This is a genomic window from Corallincola platygyrae, from assembly GCF_039544265.1.
GTDB classification, from domain to species: domain Bacteria; phylum Pseudomonadota; class Gammaproteobacteria; order Enterobacterales; family Neiellaceae; genus Corallincola; species Corallincola platygyrae.
Genome location: NZ_BAABLI010000012.1, coordinates 136,346 through 151,943 on the forward strand (window position 1 = coordinate 136,346; position 15,598 = coordinate 151,943).

Below are 15,598 nucleotides of genomic sequence, written 5' to 3' on the forward strand. Positions count from 1 at the left end.
AATGTCGAAAATGCAGGAGCAATTTTCGACCGTTCGTCCTGAACATCGTCACTCCTGTGCGTCCATGCACCCGTGACATACCGTTCGTCCTGAACATAAAAAACCCGCCGGATGGCGGGTTTTTAGAAGCTTATAAAAGCTCAGCGATTACAGTACGTCGATCGCGTTCAGGTCAGCGAATGCTTTTTCAAGACGCGTAACCATGTTGGCTTGCGCTTCACGCAGCCATACACGTGGGTCGTAGTACTTCTTGTTTGGTGCGTCTTCACCTTCAGGGTTACCGATCTGGCCCTGCAGGTAGTCTTTCTTAGACTCGTAGAAGTTCTTGATACCTTCCCAGTTAGCCCACTGAGTATCAGTATCGATGTTCATTTTGATAACACCGTAAGAGATAGACTCTTGGATCTCAGCTTCGCTAGAACCTGAACCACCGTGGAATACGAAGTTCAGAGAGTTAGCTGGGATACCGAATTTCTCTGAGCAGTGAATCTGAGAATCACGCAGGATAGTCGGAGTCAGAACAACGTTACCAGGCTTGTATACACCGTGTACGTTACCGAAAGAAGCAGCGATAGTGAAACGAGGGCTGATCGCGTTCAGCTTCTCGTAAGCGTAAGCTACGTCTTCTGGAGTAGTGTACAGCTCAGACTGATCCATATCAGTGTTGTCTACGCCGTCTTCTTCACCACCAGTACAACCCAGTTCGATTTCCAGAGTCATGCCCATCTTAGCCATGCGCTCCAGGTACTTACCACAGATCTCGATGTTCTCTTCCAGAGACTCTTCAGACAGGTCAATCATGTGAGAAGAGAACAGAGGCTTACCAGTTTGAGCGAAGAACTCTTCACCCGCGTCCAACAGGCCGTCGATCCAAGGCAGCAGTTTCTTAGCTGCGTGGTCAGTGTGCATGATCACAGGAACGCCATAAGTCTCAGCGATAGCGTGAACGTACTTAGCACCAGCAACAGCACCTTTGATTTGTGCTTCCTGACCTTCCAGTTTCAGGCCTTTACCAGCGAAGTAAGCAGCACCACCGTTAGAGAACTGAACAACAACTGGAGACTTAACTTTTGCAGCTGCTTCCAGAACACCATTGATGGTGTCGGTGTTAACTACGTTAACTGCTGGCAGAGCAAACTTGTTCTCTTTAGCGATTTCGAAAACTTTCTGTACGTCGTCACCAGAGATAACGCCCGGCTTTACTGCATCAAAGATCTTAGACATGACAAATTTCCTAATTAAGATTCATTTCTTAGTGTTCCCTAGCGGCGATTCAGTTCCATCACCTTGTTAATTGCTATCAAATGTAGCAGGAACACAGCAAAAGACGGGCATTTACGCCCGTCCTATCGCATTTAGCCTTTTGCGCGCTCTTCAAGCATCGCAACGGCTGGAAGCGTTTTACCTTCTACAAACTCAAGGAAGGCACCGCCACCAGTAGAGATGTAAGATACATCTGCTTTAATACCGAACTGGTCGATAGCAGCCAGGGTGTCACCACCACCAGCAACAGAGAAGCCAGCGCTTGAAGCGATTGCTTCAGAGATACCCTTAGTACCCGCTTCGAAGTTCTTGAACTCGAATACGCCTACTGGACCGTTCCAAAGAATGGTCTTGGCATCTTTTAGGATCGCAGCCAACTCAGCAGTAGAGTTAGGACCCAGGTCGAAGATCATATCGTCGTCAGCAACTTCGCTCACGTCTTTGATCTCAGCTTCTGCATTTTCGTCGAAAGCTTTGGCACAGGCAACATCAGTTGCAACTGGGATTGAGCACTCTTCCATCAGCTTCTTCGCTGTAGGGATAAGGTCAGCTTCGTACAGAGACTTACCAACGTTGTGGCCTGCAGCAGCGATGAAGGTGTTTGCGATACCACCACCAACAACCAGCTGGTCAGCAACTTTTGACAGAGACTCAAGAACAGTCAGTTTGGTAGATACTTTAGAACCACCAACGATAGCAACCATTGGGCGCTCAGGGTTAGCCATTGCTTTACCCAGTGCATCCAGCTCGCCAGCCAGCAGAGGACCAGCACAAGCAACAGGTGCGTACTGAGCAACACCGTGAGTAGAGCCCTGTGCGCGGTGGGCAGTACCGAACGCGTCCATTACGAATACGTCACACAGTGCTGCGTACTGCTTAGCCAGACCTTCTTCGTTCTTCTTCTCACCTTTGTTGAAGCGAACGTTTTCCAGAACTACCAGCTCACCAGCAGCTACTTCAACGCCTTCCAGGTAATCTTTCGCCAGACGAACAGGCGCGTCCAGTGCTGCTACCAAGTAGTCAACAACTGGCTTCAGAGAGAACTCTTCAGCGTACTCGCCTTCGGTAGGACGACCCAGGTGAGAGGTCACCATCACTTTTGCACCTGCTTCCAGTGCCAATTTGATGGTAGGCAGTGATGCCAGGATACGAGCATCTGAAGTAACTTTACCTTCTTTAACAGGTACGTTGAGATCGGCACGGATTAGTACACGTTTGCCGGCCAGCTCCAGATCAGTCATTTTTATAACAGACATGGTGGTTCCTCTAAGTTCGACTGAAGTTAAGTGAATCAGGTTGAGTTTGTGAGACCGCATTCATTATAGACCGGGCTGTATCAATCATCCGGTTTGCGAAGCCCCATTCGTTGTCGCACCAAACTAGTAATTTGATCAAATGATGGTGGCTAACTCTGGTTTGTGTTCCATCCACAATCGATGAGTGTGGATCGTGGTTAAAGTCAGCTGATACCAATGGTTCGTCAGTATATGACAGGATTTGGGAGAATTCTCCCTTAGCCGCATTTTGTAGTAATTGATTTACATCACGGATCGTCACTTTCTTGTGAACCGTGACCGATAGATCCATCGCCGTGACGTTTATTGTCGGTACTCGCACCGCAATCGCTTCAAATCGTCCGGCAAACTTCGGCAAAATGCGTTCAACCCCTGCCGACAGTTTAGTATCGACAGGAATAATCGAATGTCCAGCGGCACGGGTACGTCGCAGATCAGGGTGATACGCATCGATCACCGGCTGATCATTCATTGCCGAGTGTATCGTCGTTATCGCGCCCGACTCAATGCCAAACGCATCATCCAGCAACTTAATGACAGGAACAATACAGTTGGTGGTGCAGCTACCGTTGGAGATAATGGTGTGCTCTGGTTCAAGCACATCATGGTTAACGCCCCAAATCACTGTGGCATCTACATCGGCTTCTTTACGCGCTGGCTGTGAAAACAGCACTTTCTTGGCGCCCGCATCCAGATGCATCTGGGCATGGCCGCGACGGTTGAAACTACCGGTACATTCAAAAACGATATCAACGCCCAACTGGTCCCATGGCAACTGAGAGATATCAGCTTGCTGGAACAGGGCGATATCATCATCACCTACTCTTAAGCCCTGCTCTGTCAGTTCAACAGACTCAGAGAAACGGCCATGGGTAGTGTCGTAGCGCGTTAGGTGGGCAATGCCATCAGCATCGGCCAGCTCATTAATCGCGACCACTTTGATATCTTGTTCGTTGCGCTCATACAAGGCGCGCAACACGCTACGGCCGATGCGGCCATAGCCATTAATCGCCACTCTTATCGTCATAGCGTTGCGACAGAATGTCCTTTAATGGGGAGAGCTAATGAAAAGGCGAGCCATGGGCCCGCCTTACATCAAAACAGAATTAGCCGAGCAGTTCGCGGCAATTCTCAAGTACGTTTTCGGTGGTGATACCGAACAACTTGAACAGTTCGCCAGCAGGCGCTGACTCACCGAAAGTGTTCATACCGATAACGCGGCCATCGAGGCCAACATATTTGTACCAGAAGTCAGCAATACCGGCTTCAACTGCAACACGGTTAGTCACAGCCAATGGCAACACGGCTTCTTTATATGCAGCATCCTGAGCATCGAACACGTCGGTAGAAGGAATCGATACTACACGTACCTTGCGGCCTTCTGCAGTCAGTGTTTCGTAAGCTTCAACTGCCAATTGAACTTCTGAACCGGTAGCGATCAGGATCAACTCTGGCTGGCCTTCACAGTCTTTCAGGATGTAACCACCACGAGCGATGTCAGCAACTTGTTGAGGTGTACGCTCCTGGTGTGCCAGATTCTGGCGAGTAAACACCAGTGACGTAGGACCGTCTTTACGCTCAATCGCTGCTTTCCACGCTACCGCTGATTCAACGGTGTCACATGGACGCCAGTTTTCCAGGTTAGGTGTCATACGCAGGCTGGAAAGCTGCTCAACCGGCTGGTGCGTCGGACCATCTTCACCCAGGCCGATAGAATCGTGGGTATATACGAAGATGCTGCGTTGCTTCATCAGTGCAGCCATACGCACAGCGTTACGCGCGTATTCCACAAACATCAGGAAGGTTGCGCCGTAAGGTACGAAACCTTTGTGCAGTGCAATACCGTTCATGATGGCAGACATACCGAATTCACGTACGCCGTAGAAGATGTAGTTGCCGCTGGCATCATCAGCCGTCAGGCCTTTAGCATCGCTCCACAGGGTCAGGTTTGAACCTGCCAGGTCAGCTGAGCCGCCCATAAATTCTGGCAGCAGAGGACCGTAGGCGTTCAAACAGTTCTGGCTCGCTTTACGCGTTGCGATAACCTCGCCTTTATCCTGCAGGTCAGCGATGTACTGATTCGCTTTCTCAGCAAAGTCAGCAGGCAGGTCACCCTTCATGCGACGCTCATATTCAGCCGCCAACTCTGGGTAAGCCGCTTTGTATGCGCCGAACTTGTCGTGCCAAGCCGCTTCTTCGGCCTGACCCGCTTCTTTCGCGCTCCACGCATCGTAGTGATCTGCAGGGATTTCGAATGGACCATGAGGCCAACCCAGGAATTCGCGGGCTGCTGCGATCTCTTCATCACCGAGAGGAGCACCGTGACAATCGTGGCTGCCACCTTTGTTAGGAGAGCCGTAACCAATCACTGTCTTACAGCAGATCAGCGTCGGTTTGTTTGTTTCTGCACGCGCCGCTTCGATAGCCGCTGCAATCGCGTCAGCATCGTGACCATCAACGTTAGCAATCACGTGCCAGCCGTAAGACTCGAAACGCTTAGGTGTATCGTCAGTGAACCAACCTTCTACTTCACCGTCGATTGAGATGCCGTTGTCGTCCCAGAATGCAACCAGTTTACCCAGGCCCAGGGTGCCGGCCAGAGAACAAGCTTCGTGGGAGATACCTTCCATCAAGCAGCCATCACCTAGGAAACAGTAGGTGAAGTGGTCAACGATGTTGTGGTCATCACGGTTGAACTGTGCAGCCAGTGATTTTTCAGCAATCGCCATACCTACCGCATTGGTGATGCCCTGCCCCAGTGGACCTGTGGTGGTTTCAACACCTGGTGCATAACCGTATTCAGGGTGACCTGGAGTTTTTGAATGCAGCTGACGGAAGTTTTTCAGATCGTCAATTGAGAGGTCATAGCCGGCAAGATGCAGCAGGGAATAAAGCAGCATTGAACCGTGGCCGTTAGAAAGAATAAAGCGGTCACGATCAGCCCAATCCGGATTGGTTGGATTGTGCTTGAGATAATCGCGCCACAGAACCTCGGCGATGTCAGCCATACCCATTGGGGCGCCCGGGTGTCCGGACTTGGCTTTTTGCACACCGTCCATGCTCAAGGCACGGATCGCATTGGCTAGATCACGACGAGAAGGCATCGAATACTCCCTGCTCAAATATGAAGTGTCTGAAAAAAATGGACGCATATTGTCAATGTTTCTTGGGACATTAGCAATGAAATTCTCAGACTGCTTCACTGTAATCTAAAATTTACGTTTACTCGTATGAGAACAGCGCTATGTACCTAATTTGGAAATTGGGGCTAGCACCGAAACACGACAATTGGTTAGAATAGACGTCTAGACGTTTATACATTTATCAGTCTATCTATCTGGATGACACCATGGCACAACATATTTTTACCTCAGAGTCAGTCTCCGAGGGGCACCCTGATAAAATAGCGGATCAGATCTCTGATGCCGTGCTTGACGCTATTCTTGAGCAGGATTCGATGGCCCGAGTTGCCTGTGAGACCCTGGTAAAAACCGGCATGGTTTTGGTTGCGGGTGAAGTGACCACCGAAGCCTGGGTAGACATAGAGCAGTTGGTACGCGATACCGTACGTGACATTGGCTACATTCACTCTGACATGGGTTTTGATGCTGACTCTTGTGCTGTCGTGAATGCTATCGGTAAGCAGTCCCCGGATATCGCACAAGGTGTTGACCGTGGTGACCCACGTGAACAAGGCGCCGGTGACCAGGGCCTAATGTTCGGCTACGCCAGCAACGAAACTGACGTTTTGATGCCTGCACCTATTACCTATGCTCACCGTTTGGTGAAGCGTCAGGCTGAAGTTCGCAAGAACGGCACACTCCCCTGGTTGCGTCCTGATGCGAAAAGTCAGGTCAGCTTTATCTACGAAGGTGGTAAGCCAGTCGGTATCGACGCCGTAGTACTTTCCACTCAGCATTGCGACAGCGTCAGCCAGAGCGATCTGGTTGAAGCAGTACGTGAAGTGGTGATTGACCCAGTCCTACCACGCGAGTGGATCACAGACAAAACCAAGTACTTCATTAACCCAACCGGTCGTTTCGTTATCGGCGGTCCAATGGGTGACTGTGGCCTCACCGGCCGTAAGATCATTGTAGATACCTACGGTGGTATGGCTCGTCACGGTGGTGGTGCTTTCTCTGGTAAGGACCCATCTAAGGTTGACCGCAGTGCCGCATACGCTGGCCGCTATGTAGCCAAGAACATTGTTGCGGCGGGTCTGGCAGATCGCTGTGAGATCCAGGTCAGCTACGCCATTGGTGTGGCTGAGCCAACTTCTATCAGCGTTGAAACCTTCGGTACCGGTAAAGTGGCTGATGAGTTGCTGGTTAAGCTGGTGCGTGAGCACTTTGACTTGCGCCCATACGGCCTGACCGAAATGCTCAATCTGGTTCAGCCTATCTACAAAGAAACAGCCGCATATGGCCACTTTGGTCGTGAGCAGTTCCCTTGGGAGCAGGTTGATAAAGCTGACATTCTTAAGGATGCCGCGGGCTTGTAATTCAATAATCAGCCCCCACTATAAAGGCAAGCGTACGCTTGCCTTTTTTGTTTATACTGCCAAACAGCTTGTACTGTTTTCGCTGTAATTTATGCAAGCACTGCCTCACTTATAGCGACGGAGCTTTCTATCCCCCATGCGCATAGTTCGCCTCTACCATCCTGATCCGATTCAACAGGGCGATCAGGTTCAACTTTCAGATGACGCCGCGGGCCACGTTGCCCGCGTATTAAGAATGCGTGTGGGTGATGGTATTACCCTTTTCAATGGTGATGGCAACGCCTATCACGGTGCGCTGATTGAAGTCGCCAAACGTTCGGTTAAAGCCGAGATCTCCAGCGTTGAAGCTGCGAATACCGAAAGCCCTCTGGCCATTCACTTGGGCCAGGGGATCAGCCGCGGCGATAAGATGGACCTAACGATTCAAAAATCTGTCGAGCTGGGTGTCACTGAGATAACCCCACTGATCACTGAACGTTGCGGCGTCAAACTCAATGCCGACCGCTGGGACAAGAAGGTCGTCCACTGGCAGAAAGTCGCTATCAGCGCCTGCGAACAGTGTGGACGCAATCGTCTTCCCGTGGTCAATCCACCCCAACAGCTCAGCGATTGGTTAGCCCGTGAAATCCATGCCACACGGATAACACTGCATCCCCACACCGACACCAGCTTTGCCACCATGGAGCAGCCCGGTGAATCGGTCGAGTTATTGATTGGCCCTGAAGGCGGCTTGTCAGAGCAGGAAGTTACCCTGGCGGAACAGCAGGGGTGCAAAACCATCAAGCTGGGCCCCAGAATTCTTCGAACAGAAACCGCTGCACTGGTCGCGATCAGTGCGCTGCAACTCAGATTTGGCGATTTAGGATAAACAGATGACGAGAAAAATCGGCATAGTGATGGACCCCATCGCTGATATCAATATCAAGAAAGACAGCAGTTTTGCCATGCTGTTGGCTGCTCAGGCGCGCGGATGGGAACTGCACTATATGGAGATGCAGGACCTGTTCCTCGATCAAGGCGAAGCTTTTGCTCACACCCGCTCACTGGCAGTAAAAGAAGATCCTCAAGGCTGGTTTACGCTGGGAGAAGAGCGTACTCGCCCACTAAGCGACCTTGATGCGATCCTGATGCGTAAAGATCCACCCTTCGATACCGAGTACATCTATGCCACCTATATGCTGGAGCGTGCTGAGCAGGCAGGCGTATTGATCGTCAATAAACCTCAGAGCCTTCGAGATGCCAACGAAAAGCTGTTTACTGCCTGGTTCCCCGAGTTAACACCACCCACTCTGGTTAGCCGCCGTGCGGACGATATTCGCAGCTTCTACGCCAAACATGGTGACATTATTCTAAAGCCACTTGATGGTATGGGTGGAGCATCGATTTTCCGCGTTAAGCCGGAAGATCCTAACCTGGGCGTGATCATCGAAACACTGACCGAACACGGCCAGCGCTACTGCATGTCTCAGGCGTTTATTCCTGATATCACTGATGGCGACAAACGCATTTTGGTGATTGACGGCGAGCCCGTGCCTTATTGTTTGGCTCGTATACCAGCCGAGGGGGAAACCCGTGGCAACCTGGCCGCTGGCGGCCGCGGTGAGGCGCGCCCATTGAGCGAATCCGATATGCGTATTGCCAGAACAGTTGGGCCAACTCTGAAAGAGAAAGGTCTGATATTTGTTGGCCTAGACGTAATCGGCGAAGGGCTCACCGAAATCAACGTGACCAGCCCTACCTGCATCCGTGAAATCGAATCTGCGTTTGATATTGATATCGCGGGCATGCTGATGGACGCTATTGAGAAGCGGCTTTCCGTTCGCTAGTTACAGAAGTCGCTAGTTACGAAAGTAATAACTAAATCAAATGGCAGCGAATACGGTGAAATGGCACCGTAGCTGCCATACTAAGAAGTATCAGAAGTAAACGGGGCCCCGATATATGGAAAGCTTGCGTAACCACCTGCTTATTGCCATGCCCACGCTGAAAGATCCCTATTTTTCGCGCAGCGTCACCTACATCTGCGAACATGATGACAAAGGTGCCATGGGCTTAATCATCAATCAGCCCGCGCCCATTACCGTGAGTGAGTTACTTAAACAAGTCGAGCACCTGGAGCTTGACCAACTTCCTAATGCAACCAAGGAACGTAAGGTCTACTCCGGTGGTCCGGTCAGCCCTGAGCGCGGTTTTGTTCTGCACTCTGCACAGCATGGCTGGACCAGCAGCTTGCAGGTGTCGCCAGAGATCATGGTGACGACATCCAAGGACATTCTCACCTCGTTGGGTACAGAAGCCGCACCTGACCAATATATTGTGACGCTCGGCTACTCCGGCTGGTCTGAGGGGCAGTTGGAAGAGGAGCTGGCTAAAAACAGCTGGCTAACCATCCCGGCCGATGATGATCTGATATTCAACGTACCTGCCGATAAGCTTTGGGAAGAAGCCGCTAAGCGTCTTGGCATCGATATTTGGAGCATTAGTCCCGAGGTTGGCCACGCCTAATGAGCACAACAAATCGAACAGTTCTGGGCTTTGACTACGGCACCGGCAGTATCGGTGTGGCTGTGGGTCAGGAACTCACAGGTACAGCCTCCCCCTTGGCCGCGCTCAAAGCCCGTGACGGCATACCAAACTGGGACCAGATAAAGCTTTTAATCGACGAATGGCAACCGGACCTACTTGTGGTTGGATTACCGCTCAATATGGACGGCACTGAACAACCCATTACGGTTAGAGCAAAGAAGTTTGCAGGCCGCCTGCATGGACGTTTTGGCAAACCCTTTGAAATGCAGGATGAACGCCTGACGACGGCGGATGCCAAAGAACGCTTGTTTGAGTTTGGTGGCTACCAGGCACTGCAGAAAGATAAGATAGACAGCGTCTCCGCTGTGCTGATTATCGAAAGCTATTTCAGCGCACAATATGAGTGATCTCGGATACCGACGGACAGGGAGACGGACAGAGAGCAGCGCCTTCGCGAAGTCTGTACTTCGGTTATCCAAACAAACCGGTACTCCGTTTGCCAATTAAAAAGTTTGTTTTGCCTATTTTCCAATCATCATTTTGGGGATACTATATCGCCATTCGACGATTAACTATGATAATGAGTCATGCCTCAGTGTTCACCTGCTAGCTCTATCTTCGAAAGAACTGCCGAAGATGTAGTAAACGAAGAGCAGTTTGCAGCGATAGCGAAAGCTTTGGCACATCCTGCTCGAGTACGGATTGTTGCTATTCTTACTGAGCTGGAAACTAGGAACGGTTGCCTTAACAGTGATTTGGTCACCGAACTAGGTTTGGCTCAGTCCACTGTCTCTGAACACCTGCGTATATTAAAAAAAGCGAAGCTGATAACGGCAGAGCCGCAACCACCGCGGATGTGTTACCGGATCAACAGCGAGCAGTTAGCGCGCTTTTCTACTCTGTTAGCCAAGATTCAAGCGCCATAGTTAAGCCAAACAGCGGCGTATCTCACGCAACTAGTTTGGCAAAATAAATCGCTATTCGACGATTAACGAAATAAGTTTATAGAAAAACTCGCAATAGGCGAGATGAAGCAGGAACATTATGCAACAGCAACCTAAACTCGGCTTTTTGGACAGATATTTAACCCTTTGGATATTTGTCGCCATGACCATCGGCGTCAGCCTGGGAACCCTATTCCCTGAGCAGATTGAACAGTTCAATACCGATTGGTCAGTGGGCACCACCAACATTCCGTTGGCGATCGGACTGATTCTGATGATGTACCCCCCCCTGGCAAAAGTGAACTACAGCCTGATGGGCAAGGTATTCGCCGATAGAAAAGCGGTGACGCTCTCTTTGATACTCAACTGGTTGGTAGGCCCCATACTGATGTTCGCACTTGCCCTGCTGTTCTTGGGAGACGAGCCTGGTTTGATGACAGGGGTTATTCTGATCGGCCTGGCTCGCTGCATCGCCATGGTTTTGGTTTGGAATGATATCGGCGGCGGTAACAAGGAGTATGGCGCTGCGCTGGTTGCGCTTAACAGCGTATTCCAGATCGTTAGCTACAGCTTTCTGGCGTGGTTATTTATTACGGTATTGCCGCCCAAGCTGGGCTTCACCGGCCAAGTCGTTGATATCTCCATCGGAGAAATCGCCTACAGCGTCTGTATTTATCTCGGGATCCCATTTGCTGCGGGCATTCTGGGTCGCTCGATTCTGATTAAGTTAAAGGGTGAGGACTGGTATACCAATCGATACATTCCGGCCGTTTCTCCCATCACGCTGATTGCCCTTCTGCTGACGATTGTGCTGATGTTCAGCCTGAAAGGAGAGATGATATTCGACTTGCCGATGCAGGTGGTTCGGGTCGCCATTCCGCTCTGTATCTATTTTGTGCTGATGTTCTTTATCAGTTTCTATATAGGCAAAAAGATGGGGATCCAGTTCGATAGGAATGCTTCGATTGCTTACACGGCAACGGGCAATAACTTCGAGCTGGCAATTGCCGTCGCGATTGCAGTATTTGGGTTGAACTCCGCCGAAGCCTTTGCTGGCGTAATAGGCCCACTGATTGAAGTGCCAGTGCTGATCGCCTTGGTGAACTTTACCTTGCGAGTGAGAAATAGGATGGGTAAACGAGCCACTGCAGCGAGTTTATGACCAAAACAGGCCGCGAAAGCGGCCTTCTTGCGTTCTCAGGTGAAGCAGAAAGCCCACCAAGCTCACAACTTCACATTTCTTAATACAGTCTCGTTATCTACTTGGTTAGGATAAGCAAATTCGAAACTAGGTGTCGAGTTTAAGGGATGTAACCCAAATGATGTGTCAGGTTGGGAAGTGGTTGTCTTGCGTATTGATTGGCATGGTGCTGATTGGATGCAGTGGCAAGCCGAAACCAGAAATGCCAAAAGCAGTGCTAAACTACCACGCCGAAGATGATGGCAGCATCGCATTTACTTACACCCTACCTTTTGTGAACCCGCTTTTTAACCAAACGTCAAAGCAGCAGAAGCCTAAAGGCGGACAGTATCGCAGTCTACAATCGGCATCAGGGCCCCTGGACCCGGCTCTGATGGGGATTACTGACCCACAGATGGAAGAGATGGCAGAAGTGGGATTAGATGCAGCATTGGATGAAAAGGCGCTTTGCCTGGAGTCAATCACCATCAAACAGCGTCAATGGACTCATGCCGGATATCAACTATCAGGGCACTGCCGCTAGCTAGGAAACGGCCCCGCCAGCAGAAACTGTGCGGTTTCTTCCTTCACTTTTAGCTTGGTAAAGCGCGGTGTCAGCACGCTTTAAAAGCTCTTCGAGTGAACTATCTTCACCCCGATACTCTGCATAACCAATACTGGCAGTAATGATACGGGGTACATCTTCCACTTCCAGCTTGGTCATTGCCAATCGAATGCGTTCTAAAATCGGCGCAGCATGAATCTCATCGGTGTTGGGAAACAGGATTAAAAACTCTTCACCGCCATATCTGGACGCGGTATCGACCACTCTCACCTCACGGCCAAGCATTTTGGCTATCGCACACAACACCTGATCACCGGCATGATGGCCATGAGTATCATTAATTGCTTTAAAGTGATCGACATCCATCAACGCCACACAGAAGTTTTCGCTGTACCGTTTTGCACGCTCTTTTTCCGCCCTCAACAACTCGAGCACATGTCTGCGGTTGGATAGGCCTGTCAGTGGATCTTTGCGTGCCATATCTACCATTTGGCGGGTGACTTTGCGATTTACAAACAGCAGCCAGGTCAACACCACTGCGACCATTATTAAGGTAGCCACAAACAACACTGCATATCCACGCATGCGCTCTACTTCCGCAATGCGCGCTTGTTTGGATTCGTTTTGCAAACGCAATAGCTGGTTTTCTTTGTCCTGTGTACGCCGCTTAAATTCTGCTTCCATCCGAGCGACTTCGCGATTCATATCTTTATCAAAAATTTTCTCGCTAAGCTCGAACCGCTCCTTCATTGCGTCATAGGCCAGTTCATGTTGCTCGGTGTTTGCATACAGCTCTGCCAGTAGCGCAAGGCTCTTTTCAATACCTGCGACAGCATCCGAGTCCCGGTATAGTTTTAAGCCTTCTTCCGCTAACGGAATGGCTTCTTCTGTGTCACCCAGTTCATCCATCCAACGGGCTTGTTTTAACAGCGTACTGGCGGCGCCTTCCATCTCCCTATACCGGGTAAAAATAGGGTACATCTGCCGGGCGACTTCTATTGCCTCTGAAAGCTGCCCCATATTGGCAAAGCAGGTCGCGATATGAACATCGGCATAAGCGACGCCCAGCTCATCTTTTGCTTCCAGAGCCAACCGGCGAGACTTTTCTGCCCAGGTTTTCGCTTCCTGCCAGCGCTCCATGTCCATCAATACATTTGAAATGTTATAAGTTGCGACCGACTGGCCGACTAAATCACCGAACTCGGCCAGCAGATCTACAACGCGATAATAGTATTCCAGCGCTTTATCGTTCTGCTTCATATAGCCATAGGTATTCCCCATCGCATTCATCATCTGCAGCATATAGTGCTGATCATCAACGCCACTCTTCTCAAATAGCGCGAAGGCTTTAGTAATATCTTTGATACTGTCTCGGTAGTTGCCGCGGTAGGAATTGAGTTGACCTCGGGAGGCATATACCCAGGAGAGTTGGTAGTCCAAACCAGGGGCATCAGCAACTTCAATCAAATCGTTATATATAGTCAGTGCCTCATCAAGCTGTCCTTGGCGTTCAATTGCACGGGCGTGACAACTTTCGATCTCAACTAAACTGGCCTTATTTCCCGGCTTTGATAGCAATGGTTTGGTCTGAAGATAGATCTCTTCAACTTTTTTATATCGACTGTACGCCAGATGAGTAATGCAAAGCTTACCCAAAACTTTTAATCGAGAAGATTCTGTCAGTGGCTGAGCCAGATAAGTTTCAGCGGTTTTGACGGCCTGCTCAGCATCTGTATCAGCAAGCTTTTTCAATGCCCAAATCTGCGCATCGGTCAGCTCGATAGGCTCAGCCCATAAAGATCCTGACACCAGCCAAAGTAGAACAATGAAAAACCGCTTCAATCTCATTACCACATCCAAACAGCACTTACCCTGAACTTTACCATCTTTGGGGCTACTACTCACCGATATAAACATCCAGGATCTGCTGCCATTGAGGAGTATCAATCAAACTGAGGATCTGTTGATTCAGCATCTCTCTGCGGCCACGCTTGGTGGGGAGTGCAATACCATAGTCCTGTCTCACAACCACGCTGGGCAACACTCTCAGTTGCTCAGAGTAGTCAGCTTTTATTTGATACTGGAGGATCGGCATATCGTAGACGACGGCTTTGGCTTTACCTTCTGACACCATCTTCAAACCCTGCTCCACATTATCCACATCGATATGCTTAATCAGTCTTTCGGTAAGATAGTGAGCACTTGTGCTGTCCCTAACAGTGACTACCTTTTCACCATAAAGATCTTCAATGCTGCTGATGCTCTGCTCCAGTTGTCCCACGGTAAGTGACGTTGCGATTGCGGCAGTAAAACCGGAAATCACAATAATACTGGCAAACATCCAAATCAGTCCGAGCACGCGACCTCTTAGTGTGACAGGTGCTTTATCACCATAACCCACTGTCGTCATAGTAACGGCTGACCACCAAAGGCCAGCGCCAATGCCCCTCACTGGTGCCTCACAGAATTGTTCGTTGCGACGACGTTCCGCTAGCCAGATAAGCACGCCAACAATGGTCAGCAACACCAACAAAGCGCCAGCCGCTTTAAGAAACGGCCCGGAGAAAATTCTCTGCAAGGTGGAAAAGCCCGTGATCTCATCGCGTTTAGCAACCGCTATTCCGAGCCCAGAGGTCAGATAGGGATGTGTGAAATCCATCAACAATTCGCGCTCTGCTGTCACAGTTAGTGCTGCAGCAGCCATATCTATTTCAGCGGCTGCCGTTTTATCCAGCATCTCATCGAGCCCCATCTCGACGAAACGAATTTTAAGCCCTTGCTCAGTTGCGATCTGTTTAACCAGATCGATAGTAATGCCACTCCAATCGCCATTCCCTTTAATTGCAAATGGCGGCGTGTGCCGTGTTCCCACAACTATTGTGTCATCTGAAGCTTCATCAGCGAATGCCTGAGTTGAAAAAACAGAAATGCAGCAGAAACCTAATGTGATAAACCAGCGGTACATGACGGTGAACCTCCATGAACAAACGTCTTATGCCAAGTCAAACAACGGAATTGGCATGGTATGAAAAGCTAACTATTTATATTCAAGGCTCTTCGTCGCTCCTGTACATTAGCATGCCCCACCAAGTACTTTGGGTACCATGTACCCGCGACAAAGCTCACCCCGCGAAGCGCTGTGGGTGTAAGACCGCCACGGACGGCGGAAATGTCGAAAATGCACGGAGCAATTTTCGACCGTTCGTCCTGAACATCGTCGCTCCTGTACTTCCATGTACCCGCGACATACCGTTCGTCCTGAACATCGTCGCTCCTGTACTTCCATGTACCCGCGACATACCGTTCGTCCTGAACATAAAACAA

At 50.1% G+C, this 15,598-nt stretch carries 14 protein-coding genes; 8 read left to right on the forward strand and 6 right to left on the reverse strand.

The window, feature by feature from the left end:
* Positions 1-147: 147 nt before the first annotated feature.
* From fbaA to tkt, 4 genes are all read right to left on the reverse strand, one after another.
* Positions 148-1,224 carry a class II fructose-bisphosphate aldolase gene (fbaA, locus tag ABEA14_RS10530; protein ID WP_345339952.1) on the reverse strand — a complete coding sequence of 359 codons (1,077 nt, stop codon included), beginning with the start codon at positions 1,222-1,224 and terminating at the stop codon, positions 148-150.
* 131 nt (positions 1,225-1,355) lie between these two features.
* Complete coding sequence (locus tag ABEA14_RS10535) at positions 1,356-2,519, reverse strand: phosphoglycerate kinase (RefSeq protein WP_345339953.1); 1,164 nt, start codon at positions 2,517-2,519, stop codon at positions 1,356-1,358.
* A 10-nt stretch (positions 2,520-2,529) separates the two neighbouring features.
* Entirely contained in the window at positions 2,530-3,585 is a 1,056-nt protein-coding gene (gene epd / locus ABEA14_RS10540; RefSeq protein WP_345339954.1) for an erythrose-4-phosphate dehydrogenase, read from the reverse strand.
* A gap of 79 nt (positions 3,586-3,664) precedes the next feature.
* On the reverse strand, positions 3,665-5,662 hold the full coding sequence (gene tkt, locus ABEA14_RS10545) for a transketolase (protein WP_345339955.1): 1,998 nt from the start codon (positions 5,660-5,662) through the stop codon (positions 3,665-3,667).
* 245 nt (positions 5,663-5,907) lie between these two features.
* On the opposite strand from tkt, the gene metK reads away from it, so the two are divergent.
* The 8 genes from metK (at position 5,908) to ABEA14_RS10585 (ending at position 12,253) form a co-directional block, all read left to right on the forward strand.
* Positions 5,908-7,059, forward strand: a complete 1,152-nt coding sequence (gene metK / locus ABEA14_RS10550; RefSeq protein WP_345339956.1) for a methionine adenosyltransferase — start codon at positions 5,908-5,910, stop codon at positions 7,057-7,059.
* A 136-nt stretch (positions 7,060-7,195) separates the two neighbouring features.
* A complete protein-coding gene (gene rsmE, locus ABEA14_RS10555) occupies positions 7,196-7,927 on the forward strand; it encodes a 16S rRNA (uracil(1498)-N(3))-methyltransferase (protein WP_345339957.1) in 732 nt (243 codons plus the stop codon).
* A 4-nt stretch (positions 7,928-7,931) separates the two neighbouring features.
* Positions 7,932-8,885, forward strand: a complete 954-nt coding sequence (gene gshB / locus ABEA14_RS10560; protein WP_345339958.1) for a glutathione synthase — start codon at positions 7,932-7,934, stop codon at positions 8,883-8,885.
* A gap of 115 nt (positions 8,886-9,000) precedes the next feature.
* A complete protein-coding gene (locus ABEA14_RS10565) occupies positions 9,001-9,564 on the forward strand; it encodes a YqgE/AlgH family protein (RefSeq protein WP_345339959.1) in 564 nt (187 codons plus the stop codon).
* Positions 9,564-9,992 carry a Holliday junction resolvase RuvX gene (gene ruvX, locus ABEA14_RS10570; protein ID WP_345339960.1) on the forward strand — a complete coding sequence of 143 codons (429 nt, stop codon included), beginning with the start codon at positions 9,564-9,566 and terminating at the stop codon, positions 9,990-9,992. Before ABEA14_RS10565 ends, ruvX begins: the two co-directional genes overlap by 1 nt.
* A gap of 180 nt (positions 9,993-10,172) precedes the next feature.
* Positions 10,173-10,511, forward strand: coding sequence for an ArsR/SmtB family transcription factor (locus tag ABEA14_RS10575; RefSeq protein ID WP_345339961.1), 339 nt, complete (start codon positions 10,173-10,175; stop codon positions 10,509-10,511).
* Between the two features lie 118 nt (positions 10,512-10,629).
* Complete coding sequence (gene arsB / locus ABEA14_RS10580) at positions 10,630-11,691, forward strand: ACR3 family arsenite efflux transporter (protein WP_345339962.1); 1,062 nt, start codon at positions 10,630-10,632, stop codon at positions 11,689-11,691.
* Between the two features lie 157 nt (positions 11,692-11,848).
* A complete protein-coding gene (locus ABEA14_RS10585; RefSeq protein ID WP_345339963.1) occupies positions 11,849-12,253 on the forward strand; it encodes a hypothetical protein in 405 nt (134 codons plus the stop codon).
* Here ABEA14_RS10585 and ABEA14_RS10590 read toward each other — a convergent pair whose 3' ends face one another.
* Positions 12,254-14,179, reverse strand: a complete 1,926-nt coding sequence (locus ABEA14_RS10590; protein ID WP_345339964.1) for a diguanylate cyclase — start codon at positions 14,177-14,179, stop codon at positions 12,254-12,256.
* The gene (locus tag ABEA14_RS10595; protein WP_345339965.1) at positions 14,172-15,239 is read right to left on the reverse strand and encodes a transporter substrate-binding domain-containing protein; all 1,068 of its coding nucleotides are present in this window, start codon (positions 15,237-15,239) and stop codon (positions 14,172-14,174) included. The genes ABEA14_RS10590 and ABEA14_RS10595 overlap by 8 nt, the downstream gene beginning before the upstream one ends.
* Between the last annotated feature and the right edge of the window lie 359 nt (positions 15,240-15,598).

Bases quoted from the DNA above. Each gene is read 5' to 3' on its own strand.
- fbaA (WP_345339952.1), bottom strand. From the start codon at position 1,224: ATGTCTAAGATCTTTGATGCAGTAAAGCCGGGCGTTATCTCTGGTGAC.
- ABEA14_RS10535 (WP_345339953.1), bottom strand. From the start codon at position 2,519: ATGTCTGTTATAAAAATGACTGATCTGGAGCTGGCCGGCAAACGTGTA.
- epd (WP_345339954.1), bottom strand. From the start codon at position 3,585: ATGACGATAAGAGTGGCGATTAATGGCTATGGCCGCATCGGCCGTAGC.
- tkt (WP_345339955.1), bottom strand. From the start codon at position 5,662: ATGCCTTCTCGTCGTGATCTAGCCAATGCGATCCGTGCCTTGAGCATG.
- metK (WP_345339956.1), top strand. From the start codon at position 5,908: ATGGCACAACATATTTTTACCTCAGAGTCAGTCTCCGAGGGGCACCCT.
- rsmE (WP_345339957.1), top strand. From the start codon at position 7,196: ATGCGCATAGTTCGCCTCTACCATCCTGATCCGATTCAACAGGGCGAT.
- gshB (WP_345339958.1), top strand. From the start codon at position 7,932: ATGACGAGAAAAATCGGCATAGTGATGGACCCCATCGCTGATATCAAT.
- ABEA14_RS10565 (WP_345339959.1), top strand. From the start codon at position 9,001: ATGGAAAGCTTGCGTAACCACCTGCTTATTGCCATGCCCACGCTGAAA.
- ruvX (WP_345339960.1), top strand. From the start codon at position 9,564: ATGAGCACAACAAATCGAACAGTTCTGGGCTTTGACTACGGCACCGGC.
- ABEA14_RS10575 (WP_345339961.1), top strand. From the start codon at position 10,173: ATGCCTCAGTGTTCACCTGCTAGCTCTATCTTCGAAAGAACTGCCGAA.
- arsB (WP_345339962.1), top strand. From the start codon at position 10,630: ATGCAACAGCAACCTAAACTCGGCTTTTTGGACAGATATTTAACCCTT.
- ABEA14_RS10585 (WP_345339963.1), top strand. From the start codon at position 11,849: ATGATGTGTCAGGTTGGGAAGTGGTTGTCTTGCGTATTGATTGGCATG.
- ABEA14_RS10595 (WP_345339965.1), bottom strand. From the start codon at position 15,239: ATGTACCGCTGGTTTATCACATTAGGTTTCTGCTGCATTTCTGTTTTT.